Annotated in this window: 15 protein-coding genes and 2 pseudogenes; 8 read left to right on the top strand and 9 right to left on the bottom strand. The window is 56.7% G+C overall.

Going from position 1 to position 21797, the window contains the following annotated elements; genetic code table 11:
- Nucleotides 1-39 precede the first annotated feature (39 nt).
- From urtE to urtB, 4 genes are read right to left on the bottom strand one after another with little or no spacing between them, the layout of a single operon-like run.
- Nucleotides 40-738, bottom strand: a complete 699-nt coding sequence (urtE, locus tag FHC49_RS18345; RefSeq protein WP_220440519.1) for an urea ABC transporter ATP-binding subunit UrtE — start codon at nucleotides 736-738, stop codon at nucleotides 40-42.
- 1 nt (nucleotide 739) lies between these two features.
- Nucleotides 740-1531 (bottom strand): urea ABC transporter ATP-binding protein UrtD, encoded by a 792-nt coding sequence (gene urtD, locus FHC49_RS18340; RefSeq protein ID WP_185667233.1) that lies wholly within the window; start codon nucleotides 1529-1531, stop codon nucleotides 740-742.
- Nucleotides 1524-2600: an urea ABC transporter permease subunit UrtC gene (gene urtC / locus FHC49_RS18335; protein ID WP_220440518.1), complete on the bottom strand. Its 1077-nt coding sequence runs from the start codon at nucleotides 2598-2600 to the stop codon at nucleotides 1524-1526. Before urtC ends, urtD begins: the two co-directional genes overlap by 8 nt.
- On the bottom strand, nucleotides 2600-4192 hold the full coding sequence (gene urtB / locus FHC49_RS18330; protein WP_370631774.1) for an urea ABC transporter permease subunit UrtB: 1593 nt from the start codon (nucleotides 4190-4192) through the stop codon (nucleotides 2600-2602). The genes urtC and urtB overlap by 1 nt, the downstream gene beginning before the upstream one ends.
- Before the next feature lie 442 nt (nucleotides 4193-4634).
- Between urtB and iutA the strand changes: the two genes are divergently transcribed.
- Entirely contained in the window at nucleotides 4635-6845 is a 2211-nt protein-coding gene (iutA, locus tag FHC49_RS18325; RefSeq protein WP_220440526.1) for a ferric aerobactin receptor IutA, read from the top strand.
- Nucleotides 6846-7351: 506 nt separating this feature from the next.
- Here the strand turns inward: iutA and urtA are convergent.
- The 5 genes from urtA to FHC49_RS18300 form a co-directional block, all read right to left on the bottom strand.
- On the bottom strand, nucleotides 7352-8623 hold the full coding sequence (gene urtA / locus FHC49_RS18320) for an urea ABC transporter substrate-binding protein (protein WP_185667235.1): 1272 nt from the start codon (nucleotides 8621-8623) through the stop codon (nucleotides 7352-7354).
- A gap of 65 nt (nucleotides 8624-8688) precedes the next feature.
- Nucleotides 8689-9387, bottom strand: a complete 699-nt coding sequence (locus FHC49_RS18315; RefSeq protein WP_220440517.1) for a GntR family transcriptional regulator — start codon at nucleotides 9385-9387, stop codon at nucleotides 8689-8691.
- Nucleotides 9388-9397: 10 nt separating this feature from the next.
- Nucleotides 9398-13015 carry an urea carboxylase gene (gene uca / locus FHC49_RS18310; protein ID WP_220440516.1) on the bottom strand — a complete coding sequence of 1206 codons (3618 nt, stop codon included), beginning with the start codon at nucleotides 13013-13015 and terminating at the stop codon, nucleotides 9398-9400.
- Nucleotides 13008-14810 (bottom strand): allophanate hydrolase, encoded by a 1803-nt coding sequence (gene atzF, locus FHC49_RS18305; RefSeq protein ID WP_220440515.1) that lies wholly within the window; start codon nucleotides 14808-14810, stop codon nucleotides 13008-13010. The genes uca and atzF overlap by 8 nt, the downstream gene beginning before the upstream one ends.
- Nucleotides 14811-15081: 271 nt before the next feature.
- A complete protein-coding gene (locus FHC49_RS18300) occupies nucleotides 15082-15816 on the bottom strand; it encodes an SDR family oxidoreductase (RefSeq protein ID WP_220440514.1) in 735 nt (244 codons plus the stop codon).
- 96 nt (nucleotides 15817-15912) lie between these two features.
- On the opposite strand from FHC49_RS18300, the gene FHC49_RS18295 reads away from it, so the two are divergent.
- The 7 genes and pseudogenes from FHC49_RS18295 to FHC49_RS24785 all read left to right on the top strand — a co-directional run.
- Nucleotides 15913-16749, top strand: a complete 837-nt coding sequence (locus tag FHC49_RS18295; protein WP_220440513.1) for a LysR family transcriptional regulator — start codon at nucleotides 15913-15915, stop codon at nucleotides 16747-16749.
- A gap of 83 nt (nucleotides 16750-16832) precedes the next feature.
- Nucleotides 16833-17459: a LysE family transporter gene (locus tag FHC49_RS18290; protein WP_185667241.1), complete on the top strand. Its 627-nt coding sequence runs from the start codon at nucleotides 16833-16835 to the stop codon at nucleotides 17457-17459.
- A 675-nt stretch (nucleotides 17460-18134) separates the two neighbouring features.
- Entirely contained in the window at nucleotides 18135-19073 is a 939-nt protein-coding gene (gene tdcA, locus FHC49_RS18285; RefSeq protein ID WP_185667242.1) for a transcriptional regulator TdcA, read from the top strand.
- 99 nt (nucleotides 19074-19172) lie between these two features.
- A pseudogene (gene tdcB / locus FHC49_RS18280) lies at nucleotides 19173-20163 on the top strand (bifunctional threonine ammonia-lyase/L-serine ammonia-lyase TdcB).
- Between the two features lie 31 nt (nucleotides 20164-20194).
- On the top strand, nucleotides 20195-21526 hold the full coding sequence (tdcC, locus tag FHC49_RS18275) for a threonine/serine transporter TdcC (RefSeq protein WP_185667244.1): 1332 nt from the start codon (nucleotides 20195-20197) through the stop codon (nucleotides 21524-21526).
- Between the two features lie 26 nt (nucleotides 21527-21552).
- Nucleotides 21553-21684 (top strand): annotated as a pseudogene (locus FHC49_RS18270) (propionate/acetate kinase); the annotation flags it as partial.
- 55 nt (nucleotides 21685-21739) lie between these two features.
- Nucleotides 21740-21797 (top strand): IS1 family transposase (locus FHC49_RS24785; protein ID WP_097491765.1); only part of this gene is annotated, 58 nt, incomplete at its 3' end.

Raw genomic sequence — 21797 nt, 5'->3', positions numbered from 1 at the left:
TACTTCGCTTGGCCGGGCGACCTTTCCCTTATCCCGGTGTTATATCGCCACTAACTGACGCACACCCTGTGCCTCCATGTCGTCACCGCGCCCACGCTGCACGATGGTGCCGCGCGACATCACCAGGTAGTTGTCCGCCAACTCGGCGGCAAAATCATAAAACTGCTCCACCAGCAGGATCGCCATATCCCCCCGATTGGCAAGGCTGCGGATCACCGCGCCGATCTCTTTGATCACCGACGGCTGGATCCCTTCGGTGGGCTCGTCGAGGATCAACAGCTGCGGCTTACACGCCAGCGCCCGGCCGATCGCCAGTTGCTGCTGCTGCCCGCCAGACAGATCCCCACCCCGCCGCTGCTTCATCTCGCGCAGCACCGGGAATAGCGCGTAGATCTCTTCCGGCACGCTTTTGGCCTGTGAGCCAGAAAAACGCGACAGCCCCATCAGCAGGTTTTCTTCCACCGTCAGGCGCGGAAAAATTTCGCGCCCCTGCGGCACGTAGGCAATCCCCTGCTGCACCCGCTGGTGCGGCTTACAGTGGTTAATCAGCTTGCCCTGCCAGTGCAGCGTGCCGGATTTCGCCGGGATGATGCCCATCAAGCATTTCAGCAGCGTGGTTTTGCCCACGCCGTTGCGCCCCAGAAGGCAGGTAATCTCGCCCGGCGTGGTCTCAAACGACAGGCCGCGCAGAATATGGCTGCCGCCGTAATACTGATTTAAATCATTTACCTGTAACATATTAGCGCCCCAGATAGACATCGATAACCTGCTCGTTGGCCTGCACCTCGCGCAGCGAGCCCTCGGCCAACACCTGCCCCTGATGCAGCACGGTGACGTGGTCGGCAATGGTCTCAACAAAGCCCATATCGTGCTCCACCACCATCAACGAGTGCTTGCCCGCCAGCCCGCGAAACAGCTCGGCAATATAGTCCGTTTCCGCATCGGTCAGACCGGCGGCGGGTTCATCAAGCAGCAGCAGGTGCGGCTCCTGCACCAGCAGCATGCCGATTTCCAGAAACTGCTTTTGCCCGTGGGAAAGCAGCCCAGACGGGCGATGGCGATGCGCGGTCAGCCGCAGCAGCTCCAGCACTTCGTCAATGCGATCCCGCTGGCTGCCATTAAGCGTGGCGCGCAGGCAGGTCCAGACCGATTTATCCATCTTCAGGGCGATTTCGAGGTTTTCCATCACGCTCAGCGCCTCAAACACCGTCGGCTTCTGGAACTTGCGGCCAATGCCCGCGCGGGCAATCTCCACCGACGACAGCCCCATCAGGTCGACGTTCTGGTCGTAGGTGACTTTGCCGCTGTCCGGCCGCGTTTTACCGGTAATCACATCCATCAGCGTGGTTTTTCCCGCACCGTTGGGGCCAATCACACAGCGCAGTTCGCCGACGCCAATCGACAGCGACAGGTCGGTCAGGGCGCGAAACGAGTCGAAGCTAACGTTGATATTTTCCAGCTGCAGCACCGGGTCGGTGGTGTCGCGATAGCGGTCCTGCGGCTGCGGCTGGGTGAACAGGGAATCAGTCATGCTTTCTCCTTTTGAGCAGGCCAATCACGCCGCGCGGCAGGAACAGGGTGACGAGAATAAACATCAGGCCGAGGAAAAAGAGCCAGAAGTCCGGGAAGGCGACGGTGAAGAAGCTTTTCGCCCCGTTGACGATCCCCGCGCCGAGAATGGGGCCAATCAGCGTACCGCGCCCACCGAGCGCCACCCAGATGGCGGCTTCAATCGAGTTGGTTGGCGACATTTCGCTGGGGTTGATAATCCCCACCTGCGGCACGTACAGCGCCCCCGCCAGCCCGCACAGCACGGCGGAGAGCGTCCAGACGAACAGCTTGAAGCCTTTTGGATCGTAGCCGCAGAACATCAGGCGGTTTTCCGCATCGCGCACGGCGGTCAGCACCCGGCCAAACTTGCTGCGGGTGAGCATCAGGCCAATCGCCAGCGAGCCCGCCAGCAGCAGCACGGTGGCGACAAACAGCGCAATACGCGTGCCGGTCGCCGATACCGGGAAGCCCAGCAGCGTGGTGAAACCGGTAAAGCCGTTGTTGCCACCAAAGCCGGTTTCGTTGCGGAAAAACAGCAGCATCCCGGCGTAGGTCAGCGCCTGAGTCATGATCGAGAAGTAGACATCCTTAATGCGCGAGCGGAAGGCAAAGTAGCCAAACACCAGCGCCAGCAGGCCGGGGACGAGGATAATCAGACACAGCGCCCAGGCAAAATGTTGGGTGCCCGCCCAGAACCACGGCAGCTCGGTCCACGACAGGAACGACATAAACGCTGGCAGGCCATCGCCCGACGCCTGGCGCATCAGGTACATGCCCATCGCGTAGCCGCCGAGGGCAAAGAACAGCCCGTGACCCAGCGACAGCAGCCCGGCGTAGCCCCAAACCAGATCCAGCGCTACCGCCACCACCGCATAGCAGAGGATCTTACCCAGCAGCGTCAGCGTGTAGGTGGAGATAGCCAGCGGATTATCCGCTGGTAGCAGCGCCAGAAACGGCAGCACCAGCAGAACCACCAGCGCCAGCGCCGCCAGCGAGCAGGTCAGTCGCGGCGCACGCCGCGCGAGAGTTAACGTAATAGGTTGGCTCATCAGTCAATTACCCGCCCTTTGAATGCGAACAACCCCTGCGGCCGTTTCTGAATAAACAGCACAATCAGGACCAGAATGGCAATTTTGCCCAGCACCGCGCCAATCTGCGGCTCCAGCACTTTGTTCAGCACGCCCAGCCCCAGCGCGGCCACGACGGTGCCAGCCAGTTGCCCCACGCCGCCGGTCACTACCACCAGGAAGGAGTCGATGATGTACCCCTGCCCGAGCTCCGGGCCGACGTTGCCAAGCTGCGACAGCGCCACGCCGCCCAGCCCGGCAATGCCGGAACCGAGGCCAAACGCCAGCATATCCACGCGCCCGGTGGGCACCCCGCAGCAGTCCGCCATGCGGCGGTTTTGCGTTACCGCCCGCACGTTCATACCGAGACGGGTTTTGTTGAGCAGCAGCCAGGTCAGCGCTAATACGCCAATCACGAAGAGGATCACCGCAATGCGGTTGTACGGCAGCACCAGGTTTGGCAGTACGTTCCAGCCGCCGGAGAGCCAGGAGGGGTTCGCCACCTCAAGGTTCTGCGTGCCGAACAGCACGCGCACCAGTTGGATCAGCATCAGGCTGATGCCCCAGGTGGCCAGCAGCGTCTCCAGCGGGCGACCATACAGGTGGCGAATAATAGTGCGTTCCAGCAGCATCCCAACCGCCGCAGTCATAAAGAAGGCCACCGGCAGCGCCACCAGCGGATAAAGCGCCAGCCACTCCGGCGCCAGGCGTTGGAACGCGTCCTGCACCATCCAGGTAGCATAGGCGCCAAGCATTAGCATCTCGCCGTGGGCCATATTGATAACGCCCAGCAGGCCGTAGGTGATCGCCAGCCCCAGCGCGGCAAGCAGCAGAATGGAACCGAGGGAAATACCGCTAAACGCCTGCCCCAGCCAGTCGCCCCACTTCAGGCGCTGCTGCACCTGCTTCAGGCTTTCGGCGGCGGCGGCGCGTACCGCCGGGTCGGGTTCATTTTGCGGCTGCGTCAGTCGGCTGAGGCTCGCCTGCACCTGCGGGTCGCTGGCTTCACCGAGCAATTTCACGGCGTTGAGGCGCTGGTCTGCACGGCTATCGGAGAGCTGTAAATTAGCGACGGCAATCGCCAGCGCGGTGTGCACACCGGCATCCGCTTCCACTGCCAGACGCTGGCTGAACATCGGCAGTTGATCCTGCTGGGCGCTGTTTTGCAAGGTCAGCGCCGCGTTCAGGCGCACCTTCACGTCGTTGCTGACCAGTTGATGCGAGGCCAGCGCGCTGGCCACTAGTCCGCGAATACGGTTATTCATAAACACTTTTTTGGTGCTGCCAGCAGGCGCAGCGCTCCCTTCCAGCGGTGTTAGCTGGCCATTTTTTTCCGTAAACAGCTGGCCCTCAGCATCGCTGACCACCGTTTCCTGGCTCAGCGCCTGCAGCAGTGGCAGACGGTCAGCCTGCGGGGCGGCGGCCCACGCCTGAAGCAGTTGCGCCTGCTCGGTACGGCTGGCATGACCATAATCGGCCGCCGCACCGGCTCGCGCCGGAAGGCTGGTCAACAGGCCGCTTAAAAAGAGAAAGAGCAAGGCGGGGAAGTACAGCGCCGCGCGTTGTCTCATCATTATGTTCATCGTTGAATTCCTGTTGGTATACAAGATGGAATTCAATTAGCAATGCGCATGCCAAATATATAACAAACTGATTTTATTAGAATTAAAATAAAAACAATATCTTTATTCAATATTCTATCGCACCGCCACAGCACATCCGCGCACGGTAATAGCGCAGTTCGTCATAGGGAAAATAAATAGATTTAATCGTGGGCCAAAATAATTATTTATATCTCTCCCCTCTCTTATTCCATGTTATTTACGTGGTTATTTCAGGACGAAAAAAAATTATTCAAAGTGTGAAGGAATATGCAACTATCAAAATCGGTTATTGATAATGAGAAACGTTATACACAAAATTCGCATTTGCATTTTTTCATGTAGCACCACGCTGCTTCTTTAACTCACTACGCGCATCTTTGGGCCGATCGTTGTCTGCCCGTGCGCAGGAATGATGATGATTAATAAGAAATATACTCTCTGGGCGCTTAACCCCTTGCTGCTTGCCATGATGGCGCCCGCCGTCGCCCAACAAAGCGATGACGAAAATATGGTGATATCCGCCAGCCGTAACAACCGCACCGTAGCCGAGATGGCGCAAACCACCTGGGTTATCGAAAATGCCGAACTGGAACAACAGATTCAGGGCGGTAAAGAGCTAAAAGACGCGCTGGCCCAGCTGATTCCCGGCCTGGACGTCAGCAGCCAAAGCCGCACCAACTACGGCATGAACGTGCGCGGTCGCCCGCTGGTCGTGCTGATTGACGGCGTGCGCCTCAACTCCTCGCGTACCGACAGCCGCCAGTTGGACTCCATCGACCCATTCAACATCGAGCACATTGAAGTGATCTCCGGCGCGACTTCGCTGTACGGCGGCGGCAGTACCGGCGGGCTTATCAATATCGTGACCAAAAAAGGCCAGCCGGAAACCCAGGTCGAGTTCGAAGCGGGCACCAAAAGCGGCTTTAATAGCAGTAAAGATCACGACGAGCGTATTGCCAGCGCCGTCTCCGGCGGTAACGAGCATATCTCAGGGCGCATGTCGGTGGCCTATCAGAAATTTGGCGGCTGGTACGACGGTAACGGCGACGCCACCCTGCTCGATAACACTCAGACCGGGCTACAGTATTCCGACCGTCTGGATCTGATGGGCACCGGGACGCTGAATATTGATGAAAACCAGCAACTGCAGCTGGTGACCCAGTACTACAAGAGCCAGGGCGATGATGATTATGGCCTGAATCTGGGGAAAGATTTCTCGGCGCTGAACGGCACATCTAAGCCATACGTCAGCAGTGGCCTGAACTCCGACCGTATTCCCGGTACCGAGCGTCACCTGATGAGCCTGCAGTATTCCAACAGCGACTTCCTTGGTCAGGAACTGGTCGGTCAGGTTTACTATCGTGATGAATCGTTGAAGTTCTATCCTTTCCCGACGGTCACAAAAATCAACGATATCAACACCCTGTCGAGCTTCTCCGCCTCACAGCAAAAGACCAACCAGTACGGCGCTAAGCTCACCCTGAACAGTACGCCGCTGGACGGCTGGCAGCTCACCTACGGGCTGGATGCCGATCACGAACGCTTTACCTCCAACCAGATGTACTTCAATAAGGATCTGGCTAACGCTTCCGGCGGGATGAACAACCAGCAAATTTACACCACCGGGCGCTACCCTTCCTACGACATCAGCAACCTGGCGGCATTTTTACAGTCAAGCTACGACATCAACGAGATCTTCACCCTCAGCGGCGGCGTGCGTTACCAGTACACCGAGAATAAGATCGATGATTTTGTCGGTTATGGCGAGCAGCAGAAGATTGCTGACGGCACGGCCACCTCGGCCGATGCGATACCGGGCGGGTCTACCGATTACGACAACTTCCTGTTTAATGCCGGGCTATTGATGCACATCACCGAGCGGCAGCAGACGTGGTTTAACTTCTCTCAGGGCGTGGAGTTACCCGATCCGGGGAAATACTATGGCCGAGGGAAATATGGCCCAGCGGTCAACGGGCATCTGCCGCTCGTCAACAGCGTTAACGTCGATGACAGCAAGCTGGAGGGGATCAAGGTCAACTCTTATGAGCTTGGCTGGCGCTACACCGGCGATAACCTGCGTACTCAAATCGCGGCTTACTACTCGCTGTCCGATAAGAACGTGAAGGCGAATAAAGATCTAACCATCAGCGTAATCGACGATAAACGTCGTATTTACGGCGTGGAAGGCGCGGTGGACTACTTTATTCCAGACACCAACTGGAGCACCGGCGGCAACTTTAACGTGTTGAAAACCGAGTCGAAGGTGAACGGCAACTGGGAAAAATATGACGTGAAGGTTGCCAGCCCGTCGAAAGCTACCGCCTATATCGGCTGGGCACCGGACCCGTGGAGCCTGCGTGTGCAGAGCACAACGTCGTTTAAGCTGCGTGACGAAGCGGGCAATGAGATTGATGGTTACACCACTATCGACCTGCTCGGCAGCTACGCTCTGCCAGTTGGTAAGCTGAGCTTCAGCGTCGAAAACCTCTTCGACCGTGATTACACCACCGTGTGGGGTCAGCGTGCGCCGATGTACTACAGCCCTGGCTATGGCCCGGCGTCGCTGTATGACTACAAAGGCCGCGGGCGGACGTTTGGGTTGAATTATTCGGTGCTGTTCTGATGGAAGAGTTACGCTGTTAGCTCGAGTCAGGGCAAAAAAACCTGATATTTGTCAGTAAGGTGAAGGGTTCCGTTCACTTTACGTCGGGTGGAATATGAAGTTCCTTCACCGGTGAACGGGCCAAGGGGTGCGGCCGCGCACCCCTTCGCAATCCCCGCGGCCCCGCAGGGAAATCGGTGCTTCGCACTACGCTCGCCTACGACTCCAGCCTGCGGCACGGCGAAACTCGACGTCCTGTCTCGGTTCGCCTCAGTCCGCCATCCATGGCGGACTGACCTTGTCTTCCGTGCTACGGCTCGCCGATTTCCAGCGGGGACTCATCGGTTTCAGTTACTTTGGTTTTTGCTGTTAGCTAAAAGACCGCACGTTTTTTGATGGCGTCTAAATCGCCAAATCGCTCCCTGCTCCCGCGCAGTTTATATGGCTCGCGCTGGAAGGGAGCGCAACAGAGTGATAAACCCAAATGGATCTCCCCTCTATCAAACCACCGCCCCCGTTACCAAACCTTACTTCCCGCCCGTTTTCACCGGCGTATCCGGCTTCTTATCATTCCCTGGAATATACGGGCTCCACGGCTGTGCACGCACCGGCTTATCGGTGTTCCACACCACATTAAACTGACCGTTCTCTTCAATTTCGCCGATCATCACCGGCTTATGCAGATGGTGGTTGGTCGCGTCCATGGTCAACGTAAAGCCGCTCGGTGCCGCAAAGGTCTGCCCGGCCATCGCCGCACGCACCTTATCCACGTCGGTCGTTCCCGCCTTCTCCACCGCCTGCGCCCACATATGAATGCCGACGTAGGTTGCTTCCATCGGGTCGTTGGTGACCACGGTATCGGCGTTCGGTAGCTTGTGCGCTTTGGCATAAGCGCGGTAATCCGCGACAAACTTCTCGTTCACCGGGTTACTCACCGACTCAAAGTAGTTCCACGCCGCCAGATGCCCCACCAGCGGTTTGGTATCAATGCCGCGTAGCTCTTCTTCACCGACGGAGAACGCCACCACCGGCACATCGGTGGCTTTAATGCCCTGGTTGGCCAGCTCTTTGTAGAACGGTACGTTAGAGTCGCCGTTGATGGTGGAGATCACCGCCGTTTTACCGCCCGCGGAGAATTTTTTGATGTTCGCCACGATGGTCTGGTAGTCGCTGTAGCCAAACGGCGTGTAGACCTCTTCAATATCTTTATCCTGAACCCCTTTCGAGTGCAGGAAGGCGCGCAGGATCTTGTTGGTGGTGCGCGGGTAGACATAGTCGGTGCCAAGCAGGAAGAAGCGCTTCGCGCTACCGCCGTCTTCGCTCATCATATATTCCACCGCCGGAATCGCCTGCTGGTTTGGCGCCGCGCCGGTGTAGAAGACGTTTGGCGACATCTCTTCGCCTTCATACTGCACCGGGTAGAACAGCAGGCCGTTCAGCTCTTCAAACACCGGCAGCACGGATTTACGCGATACCGAGGTCCAGCAGCCGAACACCGCCGCCACTTTATCCTGGGTCAGCAATTGGCGCGCTTTCTCGGCGAACAGCGGCCAGTTGGAGGCCGGGTCAACCACCACCGGTTCGAGCTTTTTGCCCAGCACGCCGCCCTTGGCGTTGATCTCATCGATGGTCATCAGCGCCACGTCTTTGAGCGGCGTTTCGGAAATCGCCATGGTGCCGGAGAGCGAGTGCATAATGCCGATTTTAATGGTGTCCGCTGCGTATGCCTGCAAAGAGAAGCCCATGCTCAAAAAGGTGGCCGACAGGGCAAATGCTTTCAGTAAAGAACGTCTTTTCATGACCAAAACCCCTAAACGATATTGAGTGATAAAAGTTCCCCACTGGGATGGGGCGGATGCCGCAACTACGGTGAAACGGGTTGTAAACGAGCCTGCTGTAGCCGATGTAGGGTTATTTTTCTGACCTCGGCCTTACTCTGTGAAATATGCGCAGTGAGGATCCGCTGCGCCTCTTCAGTTTGCTGCTGCACTATGGCGCGAAGCACCTGTGCGTGTTCGCTGTAGGTCGCGTCCACGCGGTCCTCGCGGGTGAAGTCGAGGTGGCGAATAATGCGCATTTTCTCCGTCAACTCGACATGCACGCGCGCCATCTCGCCGTTGCCGGTGGCGCTCACCAGTGCGGTATGAAACGCCTCATCGTGCCGCGAGAGTTCCTTACCCGGCGGCATCTGCGGCGCATCGCACCAGAAGGCGAGCAGCGGCGCGAGATGGGCCGCGCGCTCCTGCGATGGCATGGCGCACAGACGCTTCACCGCCTCCATTTCCAGCACGATGCGGAAGTCGTATAGCGCCTCGAAATAGGTGAAGTCGAACGGTTTCACCTGCCAGCCGCTGCGCGAGTAAACCTGCACATAGCCTTCGTGCGCCAGCCAGAACAGCGCCTGGCGCACCGGCGTGCGGCTGGCCGCCATGCGCTCGGAGATTTCGTTTTCGCTAAAGTGCTCGCCGGGCATCAGGCGGAAATCAAAAATGTCGTTTTTCAGCGCCAGATAGATACGCTCCGCCAGCCCCACCGTGCGCTTTTTGCCGTTCGCTTCCGTCATCTGCTTCTCCCTATTCCAGCCACAGCAGCGCGTCACCCGGGCTCACCGGGCGGCCCGGCTGGCAGCCGATGCGTTTAACGATGCCCGCCTGCGGGGCGTGAATCGCCAGCTCCATTTTCATCGCTTCCACGATGACCAGCGTCTGGCCGGCTTCCACCGTCTCGCCAGGCGCGACCAGCACCTTCCAGATATTGCCGTTCATATCGGCGGTCACCGGCAGCGCGCCGTCGTCGATGGCCTCTTCCTGCGTCGGCAACAGGCTTTCAACGTCGGCCTCCTGGTCGTCCAGATGCCAGCGCTCCACCTCCGCTTCAAACGCCGCAGACTGCAGCTGACGGAAACGGGCGATATCGTCGGCGTTGTCATCGAGGAACTGCAGGTGCTCGGCAAAGTCGAACACCGTCTCTTCAATACGCACCGCCGCGCGGCCTTCGCGGAAATCATCGCGCAGCAGGGTCAGCTCCGCTTCGCTCACCGGGTAGAAACGCACCTGGTCGAAGAAACGCAGTAGCCACGGCTCACCCTCGCTGAACTGCGCGTTTTTGAGGAATTTGTTCCAGATGGGCAGCGTGCGCCCCACCAGCTGATAGCCGCCCGGCGAGTCCATGCCGTAGATACACATGTACATGCCGCCGATGCCCACCGTGCCTTCGGCGGTGAAGGTGCGCGCCGGGTTGTACTTGGAGCTCAGCAGGCGATGACGTGGATCCACCGGCACCGCACACGGCGCGCCGAGGTAGACGTCGCCCAGCCCCAGAATCAGATAGCTGGCATCAAACAGGGTCTCCATCACCGCTTCACGGGTCGGCAGGCCGTTAATGCGCTGGATAAAGTCGACGTTGTTCGGCAGCCACGGCGCGGTCGCGCGCACGGTATCGGCGTAGCGGCTGACGGCGTCCAGCGTGGCGCTGTCTTCGAAGGCCATCGGCAGATGGACAACGCGAGATGGCACCTTCATGCGGGTGACATCACCGATGCGCGCCTCCTGCTCCAGCAGCAGCGCCACCAGCGCGGCCTGGCTGATTTCACGGCTGTCGTAGCGCACCTGCAGCGAACGCACGCCGGGAGACAGCTCTTTAATCCCCGGATGCGCCCGTTCGCGCAACTGCTCCATCAGCACGTGAACGCGCAGACGCAGCGCCAGATCCAGCACGTTCTCGCCGTACTCAATCAGGATGTAGTTGTCGCCCGCCTGACGATAAACAATCGCCGGGGTGCTGAAGGTCGCGGGCAGCGACACCAGCCCGGTGGCGGAAACCCCGTCGCGGTCGGCAAGCGACGGCATAGCAAATTCCGGCAGCGCGGTGGTTTGCAGGGTGTCCACACTGCGGTCCATCGCGTTTTCCCGTGCCACCGCATCTTCCACGCTGATCGGGTAGAAGCGAATGCGGTCGCCCGGCTTCACCTGCCCGACTTTCCACAGCTCCGCTTTGGCGATGGTCACCGGGCAGACAAAGCCGCCGAGGCTTGGGCCGTCGCGGGTGAGGATCACCGGGAAGTCGCCGGTAAAGTTAATCGCGCCAATGGCGTATTCGCAGTCATGCACGTTCGACGGATGCAGCCCCGCCTCACCGCCGTTCGGGCGCGTCCAGCTCGGTTTAGGGCCGACTAAGCGCACGCCGAGGCGGTTGGAGTTGTAGTGCACCTGCCAGTCGCTGGCGAAGAACTCGTCGATAGCCTCCTGGGTGAAAAAGTCCGGCGCGCCGTGCGGCCCGTAGAGCACGCCAATGCGCCAGACTTCACCGTATTCGGGGATCAGCGCCGTCGAGAGTGCCTTCGGCTCGGAAATAGGCGCGGGCGTCGTGCAGGCCGCCAGCTCAGGACGTGAGATTGGCAGCAGGTCCGCAACCTTCAGCGTGCGCCCCGCGTGGCCGCCAAACTGTCCCAGCGCGAAGGTGGAACGGCTGCCGAGATAGACCGGCACATCAAGACCGTTACGCACCGCCAGATACCCCCGACAGCCGCGTTGCGCGCGGCCCAAGCTCAGGGTTTGCCCTGCTTTCACCGCTACCGGCTGCCACATCGGCACCGCTTCATCGTCCAGCTTCGCCTGACAATCGGCCCCGGTCAGGGCAATCAGCGCATCGGCATGGAACTGCAGCACCGGCCCCTGAAGGGTGAACTCCAGCCCGGCCGCCGATTCGTGGTTACCGACAATGCGGTTCGCCAGGCGGAAGGCAAAATCATCCATCGGGCCGGACGGCGGCACGCCGATATCCCAGTAGCCCTGACGGCCCGGATAATCCTGCACGCTGCTCCAGGTGCCGGGCTGCAAGACTTCAATCATCGGCGACTGCGCCACCACGCTGTCGAGCATCCGCGTCCAGGCGGTGCCGCTGACAAACGCCTCGCTGGCGGTAATCTGCCGCAGGTAGTCGAGGTTAGTGGCGATGCCGTGCAGTCGCGTGGCGTCAAGCGCCGTCGCCAGTTTTGCCAGCGCCGCCGCGCGGGTTGGCGCATGGACAATCAGCTTGGCGATCATCGGGTCGTAAAACGCGGAGACTTCGCTGCCGGTGGTCACGCCGGTATCAATGCGCACATCGTCCGGGAAGACCACTTCGGTCAGGACGCCAGGGCTCGGCTGGAAGTTTTTCAGCGGACTTTCAGCATAAAGGCGCACTTCAATCGCCGCCCCCTGCGGCGCTTTCGCCAGACGCGCCCAGTCGATAGGCTCATTGGCCGCTACGCGCAGCATGCACTCCACCAGATCCAGCCCGGTGACGCATTCGGTCACCGGGTGCTCAACCTGAAGACGGGTATTCACTTCGAGGAAATAAAACGCGTCCAGCGCGGCATCGTAGATAAACTCCACCGTCCCGGCACTGCGGTAGTTAACCAGCTTACCGAGCTGCACCGCGGCATCGAGAATCGCTTTGCGGGTCGCTGCTGGCAGATTCGGTGCTGGCGTCTCTTCCACCACCTTCTGGTTGCGGCGCTGGAGCGAACAGTCGCGCTCGCCGAGCGCCACCACGTTGCCTTTGCCGTCGCCAAAAATCTGCACTTCGATATGGCGCGCACGATCCACGCAGCGCTCAACAAACACCCCGGCATCGCTAAAGAACTGCTCGCCCAGACGACGCACGCTCTCCCAACCCTGCGCCAGAGCCTGTGCGTCGGCACAGCGCGTCAGACCAATCCCACCGCCGCCCGCCGTGCTTTTCAGCATCACCGGGTAGCCAATGTTCTGCGCCGCATTCAGCGCCTCGTCGAGCGAGTTAAGCAGCCCGGTCCCCGGGGTCATCGGTACGCCCGCTTCAGCGGCCAGCTCGCGAGCGCGGTGCTTCAGGCCAAACTCGCCAATCTGCTGCGCGGTAGGGCCGATAAATACAATGCCCGCCTTGTCACAGGCGTCGGCAAACGGCAGGCTTTCCGAGAGAAAACCGTAGCCCGGCCAGATAGCCTGCGCGCCGCTTTCCTGCGCAGCGGCAATAATCGCGTCAATTTTCAGGTAGCTGTCGCTGGCCTTTTCGCCGCCCAGCGCCAGTGCAATATCGGCCTGCTTAACGTGTTCGGCATTTTTATCGGCGTCGGAGTAGACCGCCACGCTGGTGATACCGAGACGCTTCAGGGTTCGGATCGCGCGGCAGGCAATTTCGCCACGGTTAGCAATCAGCACGGTGTTAAACATGGTGGCTCTCCTTACGGGCAACCCAGTGCCGCCAGCCCTTGAATTCGGTAATGTCCACGGCATCGTTCAGCGCCGCCGGTTCACAGATAAAGCCTTTCACCCAGCGGCCATCGCCGAGTTCCAGCGAGCCAATGCCCAGCGGCGACGGAATTTCCGCCACGAACTCGCCAAAGCGCGCCAACGGGATATCCCACAGCTCAACCTCAATCGCCGCGCCGGAGGCATCACGGGCCAGCCCCGGCTTTTGCGGCTGGGTATTGGCCAGCGCGTACAGCCGATAGGTCGCTGCCGTCTGCGTGGCTTCCACAAAAACGGCATGACGGGTAGTGAGCTGGAAGTTGAGCGGCATACCGCGCAGATGCGCGCCGACCACGGCAATGCGCACATGATGCGGGGACGGCGGCAGCGCGGTGGCGTTTGGCGCGAACGGCAGCCCGGTCGCCCCTAATGGCAGCGCCAGCTGTTGCTGCCAGCGTTGACCAAAATCGGCCAGCGCCCGGTCGTGCCACGCGGGAGCAAGCAGGGTGATACCTGCCGGCAGGCCATCGGCGCGGAACGGCGCGGGCAGCGCCAGCGCGCTGAGGTCAGCAAGGTTGGTGAAGTTGGTGTAGGTACCGAATTGGGAGTTGAAGCGAATCGGTTCCTGCTCCATCTCCTTCAGGGTATGAATGGTCGGCGACGTTGGCACCACCAGCGCGTCGACCTCGCCCAGCGTCTGCTGGATTTTTTGCGCCAGCTCGGCGCGCAGGTATTCAGCGTTATAGGCATCGACCGCGCTGTAATTCAGGCCCGCAGAGACGATGGTGTAAACGGTCGGGTCCATCTGTTCGGGGTGCTGGAGCATGTCGCCCACCGCCGCCGTGCGCTCAGCGACCCACGGGCCCTGATAGAGCTGTTCAGCAAGCTGGGAAAAGACGGAGAAATCGATAGGTTTTAGCGTGACGCCACTTGCACACAGCGCATCAATAGCCTGTTCCCACGCCGCCTGCGCCTGCACGTCGCCGAAGAAGTTCAGCGTCTCCGGCACGGCAAAGGTCGGGTTCGGTGCAAGCGTAGCGGGTGCCGTCCCCGGGTTGGCGCGCGAGTAAGCATCCTCAGCATCCGTGCCGCCCGCCAGCGAGGCGATATAAAAGGCGTCGTCTACCGTCAGGGCAAATACTGACAGGGTGTCATTGAGTCGGCAGGCCGGGACTACGCCTTTGGCTGAGAGCCAGCCTTTGGTCGGTTTAAGGCCGACGATATTGTTAAACCCGGCGGGCACGCGCCCGGAACCGGCGGTGTCGGTGCCAAAGGCGAACGGCACCAGGCCACGCGCCACCACGGAGGCCGAGCCGGAGCTGGAGCCGCCGCTGACGTAATCGGGGTTGAACGTATTGACCACCGCACCGTAGGGAGAGCGCGTACCCACCAGCCCGGTGGCGAACTGATCGAGGTTGGTTTTGCCCACCACAATCGCCCCGGCGGCTTTTAGCCGGGCAACCGCCGTGGCATCCTGCTCGGCAATATATTCAAACGCCGGACAGGCCGCGGTGGTAGGCCATCCCGCCACGTCCACATTGTCTTTGACCGCAAACGGAATACCAAATAATGGCAGGGCTTGCGGGTTATTTTGATACAGCGGAATTAACGCGGCTAATTGTGCCTTCAACTGCGCTTCGCTGGCGATCGCCAGCCACGCGTTATCCTCTGCGGAGAAGGTATTAATATGTTCAATTAAAAGCGTAAGAACGGAGTCGCTGTCCTGACTGATTTGCTGACGCCATGCGGCCAGCGTTTGTCCTGTCATTAATGCCATCGTTGAATTCCTGTTGGTATACAAGATGGAATTCAATTAGCAAGGCACGTGCCAGATATTTAATAGACTGTTTTTATAGAGTTTTTAAATAAATAATGACGTAGTCATAAAATTAGCACGCACCGTAAAAGCACATCAGGTGCAATAACAGTGCAGCAGGTCATAGGAAAAATAAATAACGTAGAATCGGGTCAGAATAATCTATTATGAAAATAGCCACATAAATAATAACGTTATCAATATGGCTATCTATTTTTTATTTCACGATAAATTATGCGCCCTGACGGGTCGCCGCTAGCACAATTTCACGGATACAAACGTACTGCGGCTGGGAATAGGCGTACTCGATAGCATGGGCCACATCTTCCGGGCTCAGCACTTTACCGCCCATATCCTGCTTCCAGCTCTGATAACCGGCTTTAATGTCGTCGCTGGTCGTGTGGCTCAGCAGTTCGGTTTCCACCGCCCCCGGTGCAATCACCACCACGCGCACGTTGTGCGGCGACAGCTCTTCACGCAGGTTTTCGGACAGGCCGTGCACCGCAAACTTGGTGCCGACGTAGACCACGTGGTTCGGGAAGGTTTTGCGCCCGGCAATGGAGCTGATATTGATGATGGTGCCCGCTTTGCGCTCAATCATCCCTTTCGTCACCGCGTGAACGCCGTTCAGCAACCCTTTGACGTTAACGTCGATCATCTGTTCCCATTCATCCGGGTTTTGATCGTCGATATTGCCCAGCAGCATCACGCCCGCGTTGTTGACCATCGCATCAACCGGCCCAAATTGCTGTTCCGCCTCGGCAATGGCGTCGGCCACCGCCTGACGGTTGGTGACGTCTACCGAACGGCACAGAGTGCGCGGCAAGTTCAGCGCGGTCATGCGATCCACACGACGCGCCAGCAGCAGCAGCGCATGTCCGCGTTCTGACAGCAGTTTTGTCGTGGCCAGGCCAATCCCGGAGCTGGCACCGGTAATCACGACTAATGGTTTAGATGCAGCGTTCATTGGTATTCCTCATAAATAAAATTGATGGCGCTACTTTAAATCCGGATGAGAATGGTGAAAAATGGTTTGTTTTTTTCACAGCCATAACATAAATCTATGGATAAGCGACAGCTCAGCGCCTTCATCTGCGTATTTGAAGAGCGCAATATTACCCGCGCGGCTGAACAGTTAAGTCTGACACAGCCTGCGCTCTCTGCCACCGTGAAAGCACTGGAAGAGGAACTCGGTACGCAACTCTTTGTACGTAAGCCCCGCGGCGTGGAGGTGACGGAAGATGCGCGCGCGCTCTATCCGCACGCCTGCCGTATGCTTCAGGAGATGGCGACCCTCACCTCGCGCTTTCGTAAACGCCAGGACCGCGCGCCGCTGAATATCGGCGTCGAGCAGGACATCGCCTCGCCGTGTCTGGCCTCACTGCTACAGCGTATTCATCTTGAGATGCCGGAGACACTGGTCACGCTCGACCCTGGCTGTACCGGGGATATTCGTCTCGGCTGCGAGAGCCTGCGCTGCGAAGACGAGCTGTTTATGCCGCTGTTCGACGAGCACTATATGCTGGCGTTCCCCTGCGACCATCCGCTGGCGCAGGTGGCGGAGCTGACGCTTGAGCAGCTCTATAGCTACCCTTGGGTGATGTATCCGGCCCACGATTCTCATCAGCGCTTCCTGCCGTTTTACGGCACGGCGGCCGGAGCGCCCAGCGCCAATGCGGGCAGCTTTACGCTGGCGCTGGATCTGGTCGAGGCGGGGTTTGGTCTGGCGATTGCGCCACGCTCGCTGATTGAAGCCCGCTGCGACCTCAGCGCCCAGGCGCTGCCGGGGTATCCGTTACTGCGGCGAATTGGCATTTGCTATGCGGTTCAGGCGGTGGAGAACCCGGCGGTCAATCAGTTGCTGGAGCAGCTCAACGAGACGGCGACGCTTGCAGGATAAAGCGCGGAAACCTTGATTCCGGTCATAGTGGGTTTTGTGATCCCGCTCTAATTTATTCGCCTTCCTGATAAGAGACCACCCTAATGTTCATACCTTCTATTGGTGCAACGGCGTTCGTTGCGTCTATTGCCACGCTCGGCATTTTGTCACCCGGCCCGGACTTCTTTATGGTGATTAAAAACGCCGCGCGCTATCGCCGACTGCCCGCCATGATGACCGCCTTTGGCATCACCTGCGGCGTGCTGACGCATATGTCTTACTGCGTGGCCGGTCTGGCGGTAGTGATCACCACCACGCCATGGCTGTTCGATATTCTGAAGTACGCGGGCGCAGCCTATCTTATCTGGGTGGGTCTGCTGGCGCTGCTGGCGCGCGGGCATAAAAGCATGGACATGACCGGCGTTGTTCAGCAGGAAACCACGCTAAAAAAGGCGTTTTTGCAAGGCTATCTGTGTAACCTGCTGAACCCGAAAGCCACGTTGTTCTTCCTCTCTATTTTCACTCAGGTACTGAACGTGAAATCCGGTTTCCCGGAGAAACTCTGGTACGCCGGGGTGATCCTCACCGTTTCCGTCATCTGGTGGCCAATGCTGGTGGTGCTTATCCAGAGCGCGCCGGTACGCCGTGGGCTGGCAAAAGCACAGAAAATTATTGATAAGATGCTGGGCGGGTTGCTGATTGCGCTGGGCATTAAGGTGGCGCTGAGCTGATATTCAGCTATTGGGGTAGCCCATCGGGTTACCCTTTTCTCTTCGCGTTATCATCCCCCGCTTTCCCCCCTCGCAAAGAAGAATGCAGATCTGTGAGCATCAACATAAAACACTACCCATCAAACTTTTCACAACACAAAACAAAAGCAACCGATTTCATAACCAAAATGAACACCCAAAAAATGGGCAAAAAACCATAGTTAAATAAATGTTATATATGATAATAAATTGTAGATAATGTTTTTAGAGTTAATAACTAATACGTATCTTTCAGCACAATCGCGGGTGAAAAATGTGATACCCGACATTCTTTAATAAGAATAATGATTCATTTAAAATTTAAGTTGATAAATTACACATTAAATTTAAGCCATTTATTGACCGTTAATTACCCGATAATTGCTTGAAAGATCGCCAGATGGCGATTATTAGTGCCGCAAAAAAATGGCCATCGTTATCGCCATAAAATATTGTTATCCCCCCATAATTTTTTGATTAAAATCAGGACAAATCGTTATATTAAAACAGATAACATATTGATATTACTTAATTTATTAAGCAAACCTTAGCGTACTGAAATTCATCAAAAGACAATTTGTGAGTGCTCGCACAAATCCCCAACCGGTTAATTTGTTACACTTATTTCCGTCAACAAAGTAATTAACACGGATTGTTATGAACACATTTATTCTCCCTAAAATACAGAATCTGGTGGTCTTTCAGGAAGTGATCCGTAGTGGTTCTATTGGTTCTGCAGCAAAAGAGCTGGGGTTAACGCAGCCTGCAGTCAGTAAAATCATAAGCGATATTGAAACTTACTTTGGTGCCGAGCTTATCGTTCGCAAGAATACCGGCGTCACGCTGACTCACCCAGGCCAGGTGCTGCTCTCCTGGTCGGAATCCATCACCCGTGAGATGACCAACATGGTGAATGAGATGAACAGCATGACCGACGATGCGGCCGTAGACGTCTCATTCGGCTTTCCGTCGCTGATTGGCTTCACCTTTATGTCTGACATGATTCAAAAATTTAAAGAGGTGTTCCCGAAGGTACAGATCTCAATGTTCGAAGCACAGCTCTCCTCGTTCCTGCCCGCCCTGCGCGATGGTCGCCTGGATTTCGCGATTGGCACTTTAAGCGATGAGATGAAGCTGCAGGACCTGCACGTTGAGCCGCTTTTCGAGTCAGAGTTTGTGGTGGTGGCAAACAAATCCCGAACATGCAGCGGTAACCCCACGCTGGCTTCGCTGAAAGACGCACAGTGGGTGTTACCACAAACTAATATGGGCTACTACAGCGAACTGCTTATTACGCTACAACGAAATGGCATCAGCATTGAAAACATTGTTAAGACCGACTCGGTGGTCACTATTTATAATCTTGTTCTCAATGCCGATTTTCTGACGGTAATTCCTTGCGATATGACCGCACCTTTTGGCTCAGACCAGTTTATTACGCTCGAGGTTGAAGAAGTACTTCCCGTGGCGCGCTACGCCGCCGTGTGGTCAAAGAATTATCGAATAAAAAAAGCCGCATCAATTCTGGTGCAATTAGCAAAGGAATACTCGGCCTGCAATGGACGCAGGCAAAAACAAATAATGAATATTAAATAACCCAGTAGTTTTAAAAGCCCATTACAAATACCACCGATCTATTTATCGGTCAGTGGTGACGGACATCTATTACCCTAATACTTAGGTTATGAGGTTATCATGCATATTACATACGATCTCCCGGTTGCAATTGAAGATATTATTGAAGCCAAAAAAACGCCTCGCAGGTAAAATTTATAAAACCGGTATGCCGCGCTCAAACTATTTTAGTGAGCAATGCAAAGGCGATATCTTCCTGAAGTTCGAAAATATGCAACGTACGGGTTCGTTTAAAATCCGTGGCGCCTTTAATAAACTCAGCTCCCTGACCGAAGCCGAAAGACGTAAAGGCGTGGTGGCCTGCTCGGCGGGCAACCATGCGCAGGGCGTTTCACTCTCCTGCGCCATGCTGGGCATTGACGGCAAAGTGGTGATGCCAAAAGGCGCGCCGAAATCTAAAGTGGCCGCCACCTGCGACTACTCTGCGGAAGTGGTTCTGCACGGCGATAACTTCAACGATACCATCGCCAAGGTAAGCGAAATTGTTGAAATGGAAGGCCGTATTTTTATCCCTCCGTATGACGACCCGAAAGTGATTGCCGGGCAAGGCACCATTGGTCTGGAAATTCTCGAAGACCTCTATGATGTCGATAACGTGATTGTGCCCATCGGCGGCGGCGGTTTAATTGCCGGTATTGCTATCGCCATTAAATCAATTAACCCAACGATTAAAGTGATCGGCGTTCAATCGGAAAACGTTCACGGCATGGCTGCCTCTTACTATGCCGGAAATATAACCACGCACCGAACGACCGGCACCCTGGCAGACGGCTGTGACGTCTCTCGCCCGGGTAATTTAACCTATGAAATCGTTCGTGACCTCGTCGATGATATTGTGCTGGTCAACGAAGATGAAATTCGTAAAAGCATGATCGCCCTTATTCAGCGTAATAAAGTCGTTACCGAAGGTGCTGGTGCCCTGGCCTGTGCGGCATTATTAAGCGGCAAATTAGATAGCTATATCCAAAACAGAAAAACGGTCAGCATTATTTCTGGCGGGAATATCGACTTATCTCGCGTATCACAAATTACCGGTTTAGTTGACGCTTAATTCTACTATTACACTTCGCTGAGGATAGGATATGAGTACTACTGAAAGCATTATATCCAGTCAGACCAAACAATCTGTCTGGCGTAAATCAGATACTACGTGGACCCTGGGTTTATTCGGCACCGCCATCGGCGCCGGGGTATTGTTCTTCCCGATTCGCGCCGGGTTTGGTGGGCTAATCCCCATTCTCCTGATGCTGCTGTTGGCTTACCCAATTGCCTTCTACTGCCACCGCGCGCTGGCGCGTCTGTGCCTGTCAGGGTCTAACCCCTCCGGCAACATCACCGAAACGGTAGAGGAGCATTTTGGTAAGACGGGCGGCGTGGTAATCACCTTCCTGTACTTCTTCGCCATCTGCCCGCTGCTGTGGATCTATGGCGTCACCATTACCAACACCTTTATGACCTTCTGGGAAAACCAGCTGCAGATGCCAGCGCTGAACCGTGGCTTTGTCGCCCTGTTCCTGCTGCTGCTGATGGCTTTCGTTATCTGGTTTGGTAAAGACCTGATGGTTAAAGTGATGAGCTACCTGGTCTGGCCGTTCATTGCCTGCCTGGTGCTGATTTCGCTGTCGCTGATCCCTTACTGGAACTCTGCCGCTATCGATCAGGTGGACCTCAGCAATATCGCGATGACCGGGCACGACGGTATCCTGGTGACCGTATGGCTGGGTATCTCCATCATGGTGTTCTCCTTTAACTTCTCGCCAATCGTCTCTTCCTTCGTGGTCTCCAAGCGCGAAGAGTATGAGAAGGACTTTGGCCGTGAATTCACCGAGCAGAAATGTTCGCAGATTATCTCCCGCGCCAGCGTACTGATGGTTGCCGTGGTGATGTTCTTCGCCTTCAGCTGCCTGTTTACGCTCTCTCCGCAGAACATGGCGGAAGCTAAAGCGCAGAACATTCCGGTGCTCTCTTACCTGGCAAACCACTTTGCCTCTATGTCTGGTTCGAAGTCGACCTTCGCCACCACGCTGGAGTACGGTGCCTCTATCATCGCCCTGGTGGCTATCTTTAAATCCTTCTTCGGCCACTACCTCGGCACGCTGGAAGGGCTGAACGGCCTGGTGCTGAAGTTTGGCTACAAAGGCGATAAAACCAAAGTCTCCTCCGGGAAACTGAACACCATCAGCATGATCTTCATCATGGGCTCCACCTGGGTCGTCGCTTACGCCAACCCGAACATTCTGGACCTGATTGAAGCCATGGGTGCGCCGATTATCGCTTCCCTGCTGTGCCTGTTACCGATGTACGCCATCCGTAAAGCGCCATCGCTGGCGAAATACCGTGGTCGTCTGGATAACGTGTTTGTCACCATTATTGGTCTGCTGACCATTCTCAACATCGTGTACAAACTGTTTTAATCTGTAAGCTCAGGATGAGTCGTAAAATGAATGAATTCCCGGTCGTATTAGTGATTAACTGTGGATCATCTTCAATTAAGTTTTCAGTACTGGATGCAACCAACTGCGATGTATTAATGGCGGGTATTGCTGATGGTATTAATACTGAAAATGCGTTCGGTGATGCTGCCAACTTACTGATTTAGTGTATGATGGTGTTTTTGAGGTGCTCCAGTGGCTTCTGTTTCTATCAGCTGTCCCTCCTGTTCAGCTACTGACGGGGTGGTGCGTA

The organism is Kluyvera sp. EC_51 (assembly GCF_019584505.1).
In the GTDB taxonomy this organism is placed as follows: Bacteria; Pseudomonadota; Gammaproteobacteria; order Enterobacterales; family Enterobacteriaceae; genus Kluyvera; species Kluyvera sichuanensis.
The sequence above is the reverse complement of the archived record's forward strand: the minus strand, read 5'-3'. Positions and strand labels throughout refer to the sequence as shown.

What these genes read in the sequence shown, in the direction of transcription:
- urtD (WP_185667233.1), bottom strand. Translation starts at nt 1,531, where the DNA reads ATGACTGATTCCCTGTTCACCCAGCCGCAGCCGCAGGACCGCTATCGC.
- tdcC (WP_185667244.1), top strand. Translation starts at nt 20,195, where the DNA reads ATGAGTACTACTGAAAGCATTATATCCAGTCAGACCAAACAATCTGTC.
- urtE (WP_220440519.1), bottom strand. Translation starts at nt 738, where the DNA reads ATGTTACAGGTAAATGATTTAAATCAGTATTACGGCGGCAGCCATATT.
- tdcA (WP_185667242.1), top strand. Translation starts at nt 18,135, where the DNA reads ATGAACACATTTATTCTCCCTAAAATACAGAATCTGGTGGTCTTTCAG.
- urtB (WP_370631774.1), bottom strand. Translation starts at nt 4,192, where the DNA reads ATGATGAGACAACGCGCGGCGCTGTACTTCCCCGCCTTGCTCTTTCTC.
- uca (WP_220440516.1), bottom strand. Translation starts at nt 13,015, where the DNA reads ATGTTTAACACCGTGCTGATTGCTAACCGTGGCGAAATTGCCTGCCGC.
- FHC49_RS18295 (WP_220440513.1), top strand. Translation starts at nt 15,913, where the DNA reads ATGGATAAGCGACAGCTCAGCGCCTTCATCTGCGTATTTGAAGAGCGC.
- iutA (WP_220440526.1), top strand. Translation starts at nt 4,635, where the DNA reads ATGATGATTAATAAGAAATATACTCTCTGGGCGCTTAACCCCTTGCTG.
- atzF (WP_220440515.1), bottom strand. Translation starts at nt 14,810, where the DNA reads ATGGCATTAATGACAGGACAAACGCTGGCCGCATGGCGTCAGCAAATC.
- FHC49_RS18315 (WP_220440517.1), bottom strand. Translation starts at nt 9,387, where the DNA reads ATGACGGAAGCGAACGGCAAAAAGCGCACGGTGGGGCTGGCGGAGCGT.
- urtA (WP_185667235.1), bottom strand. Translation starts at nt 8,623, where the DNA reads ATGAAAAGACGTTCTTTACTGAAAGCATTTGCCCTGTCGGCCACCTTT.
- urtC (WP_220440518.1), bottom strand. Translation starts at nt 2,600, where the DNA reads ATGAGCCAACCTATTACGTTAACTCTCGCGCGGCGTGCGCCGCGACTG.
- FHC49_RS18290 (WP_185667241.1), top strand. Translation starts at nt 16,833, where the DNA reads ATGTTCATACCTTCTATTGGTGCAACGGCGTTCGTTGCGTCTATTGCC.
- FHC49_RS18300 (WP_220440514.1), bottom strand. Translation starts at nt 15,816, where the DNA reads ATGAACGCTGCATCTAAACCATTAGTCGTGATTACCGGTGCCAGCTCC.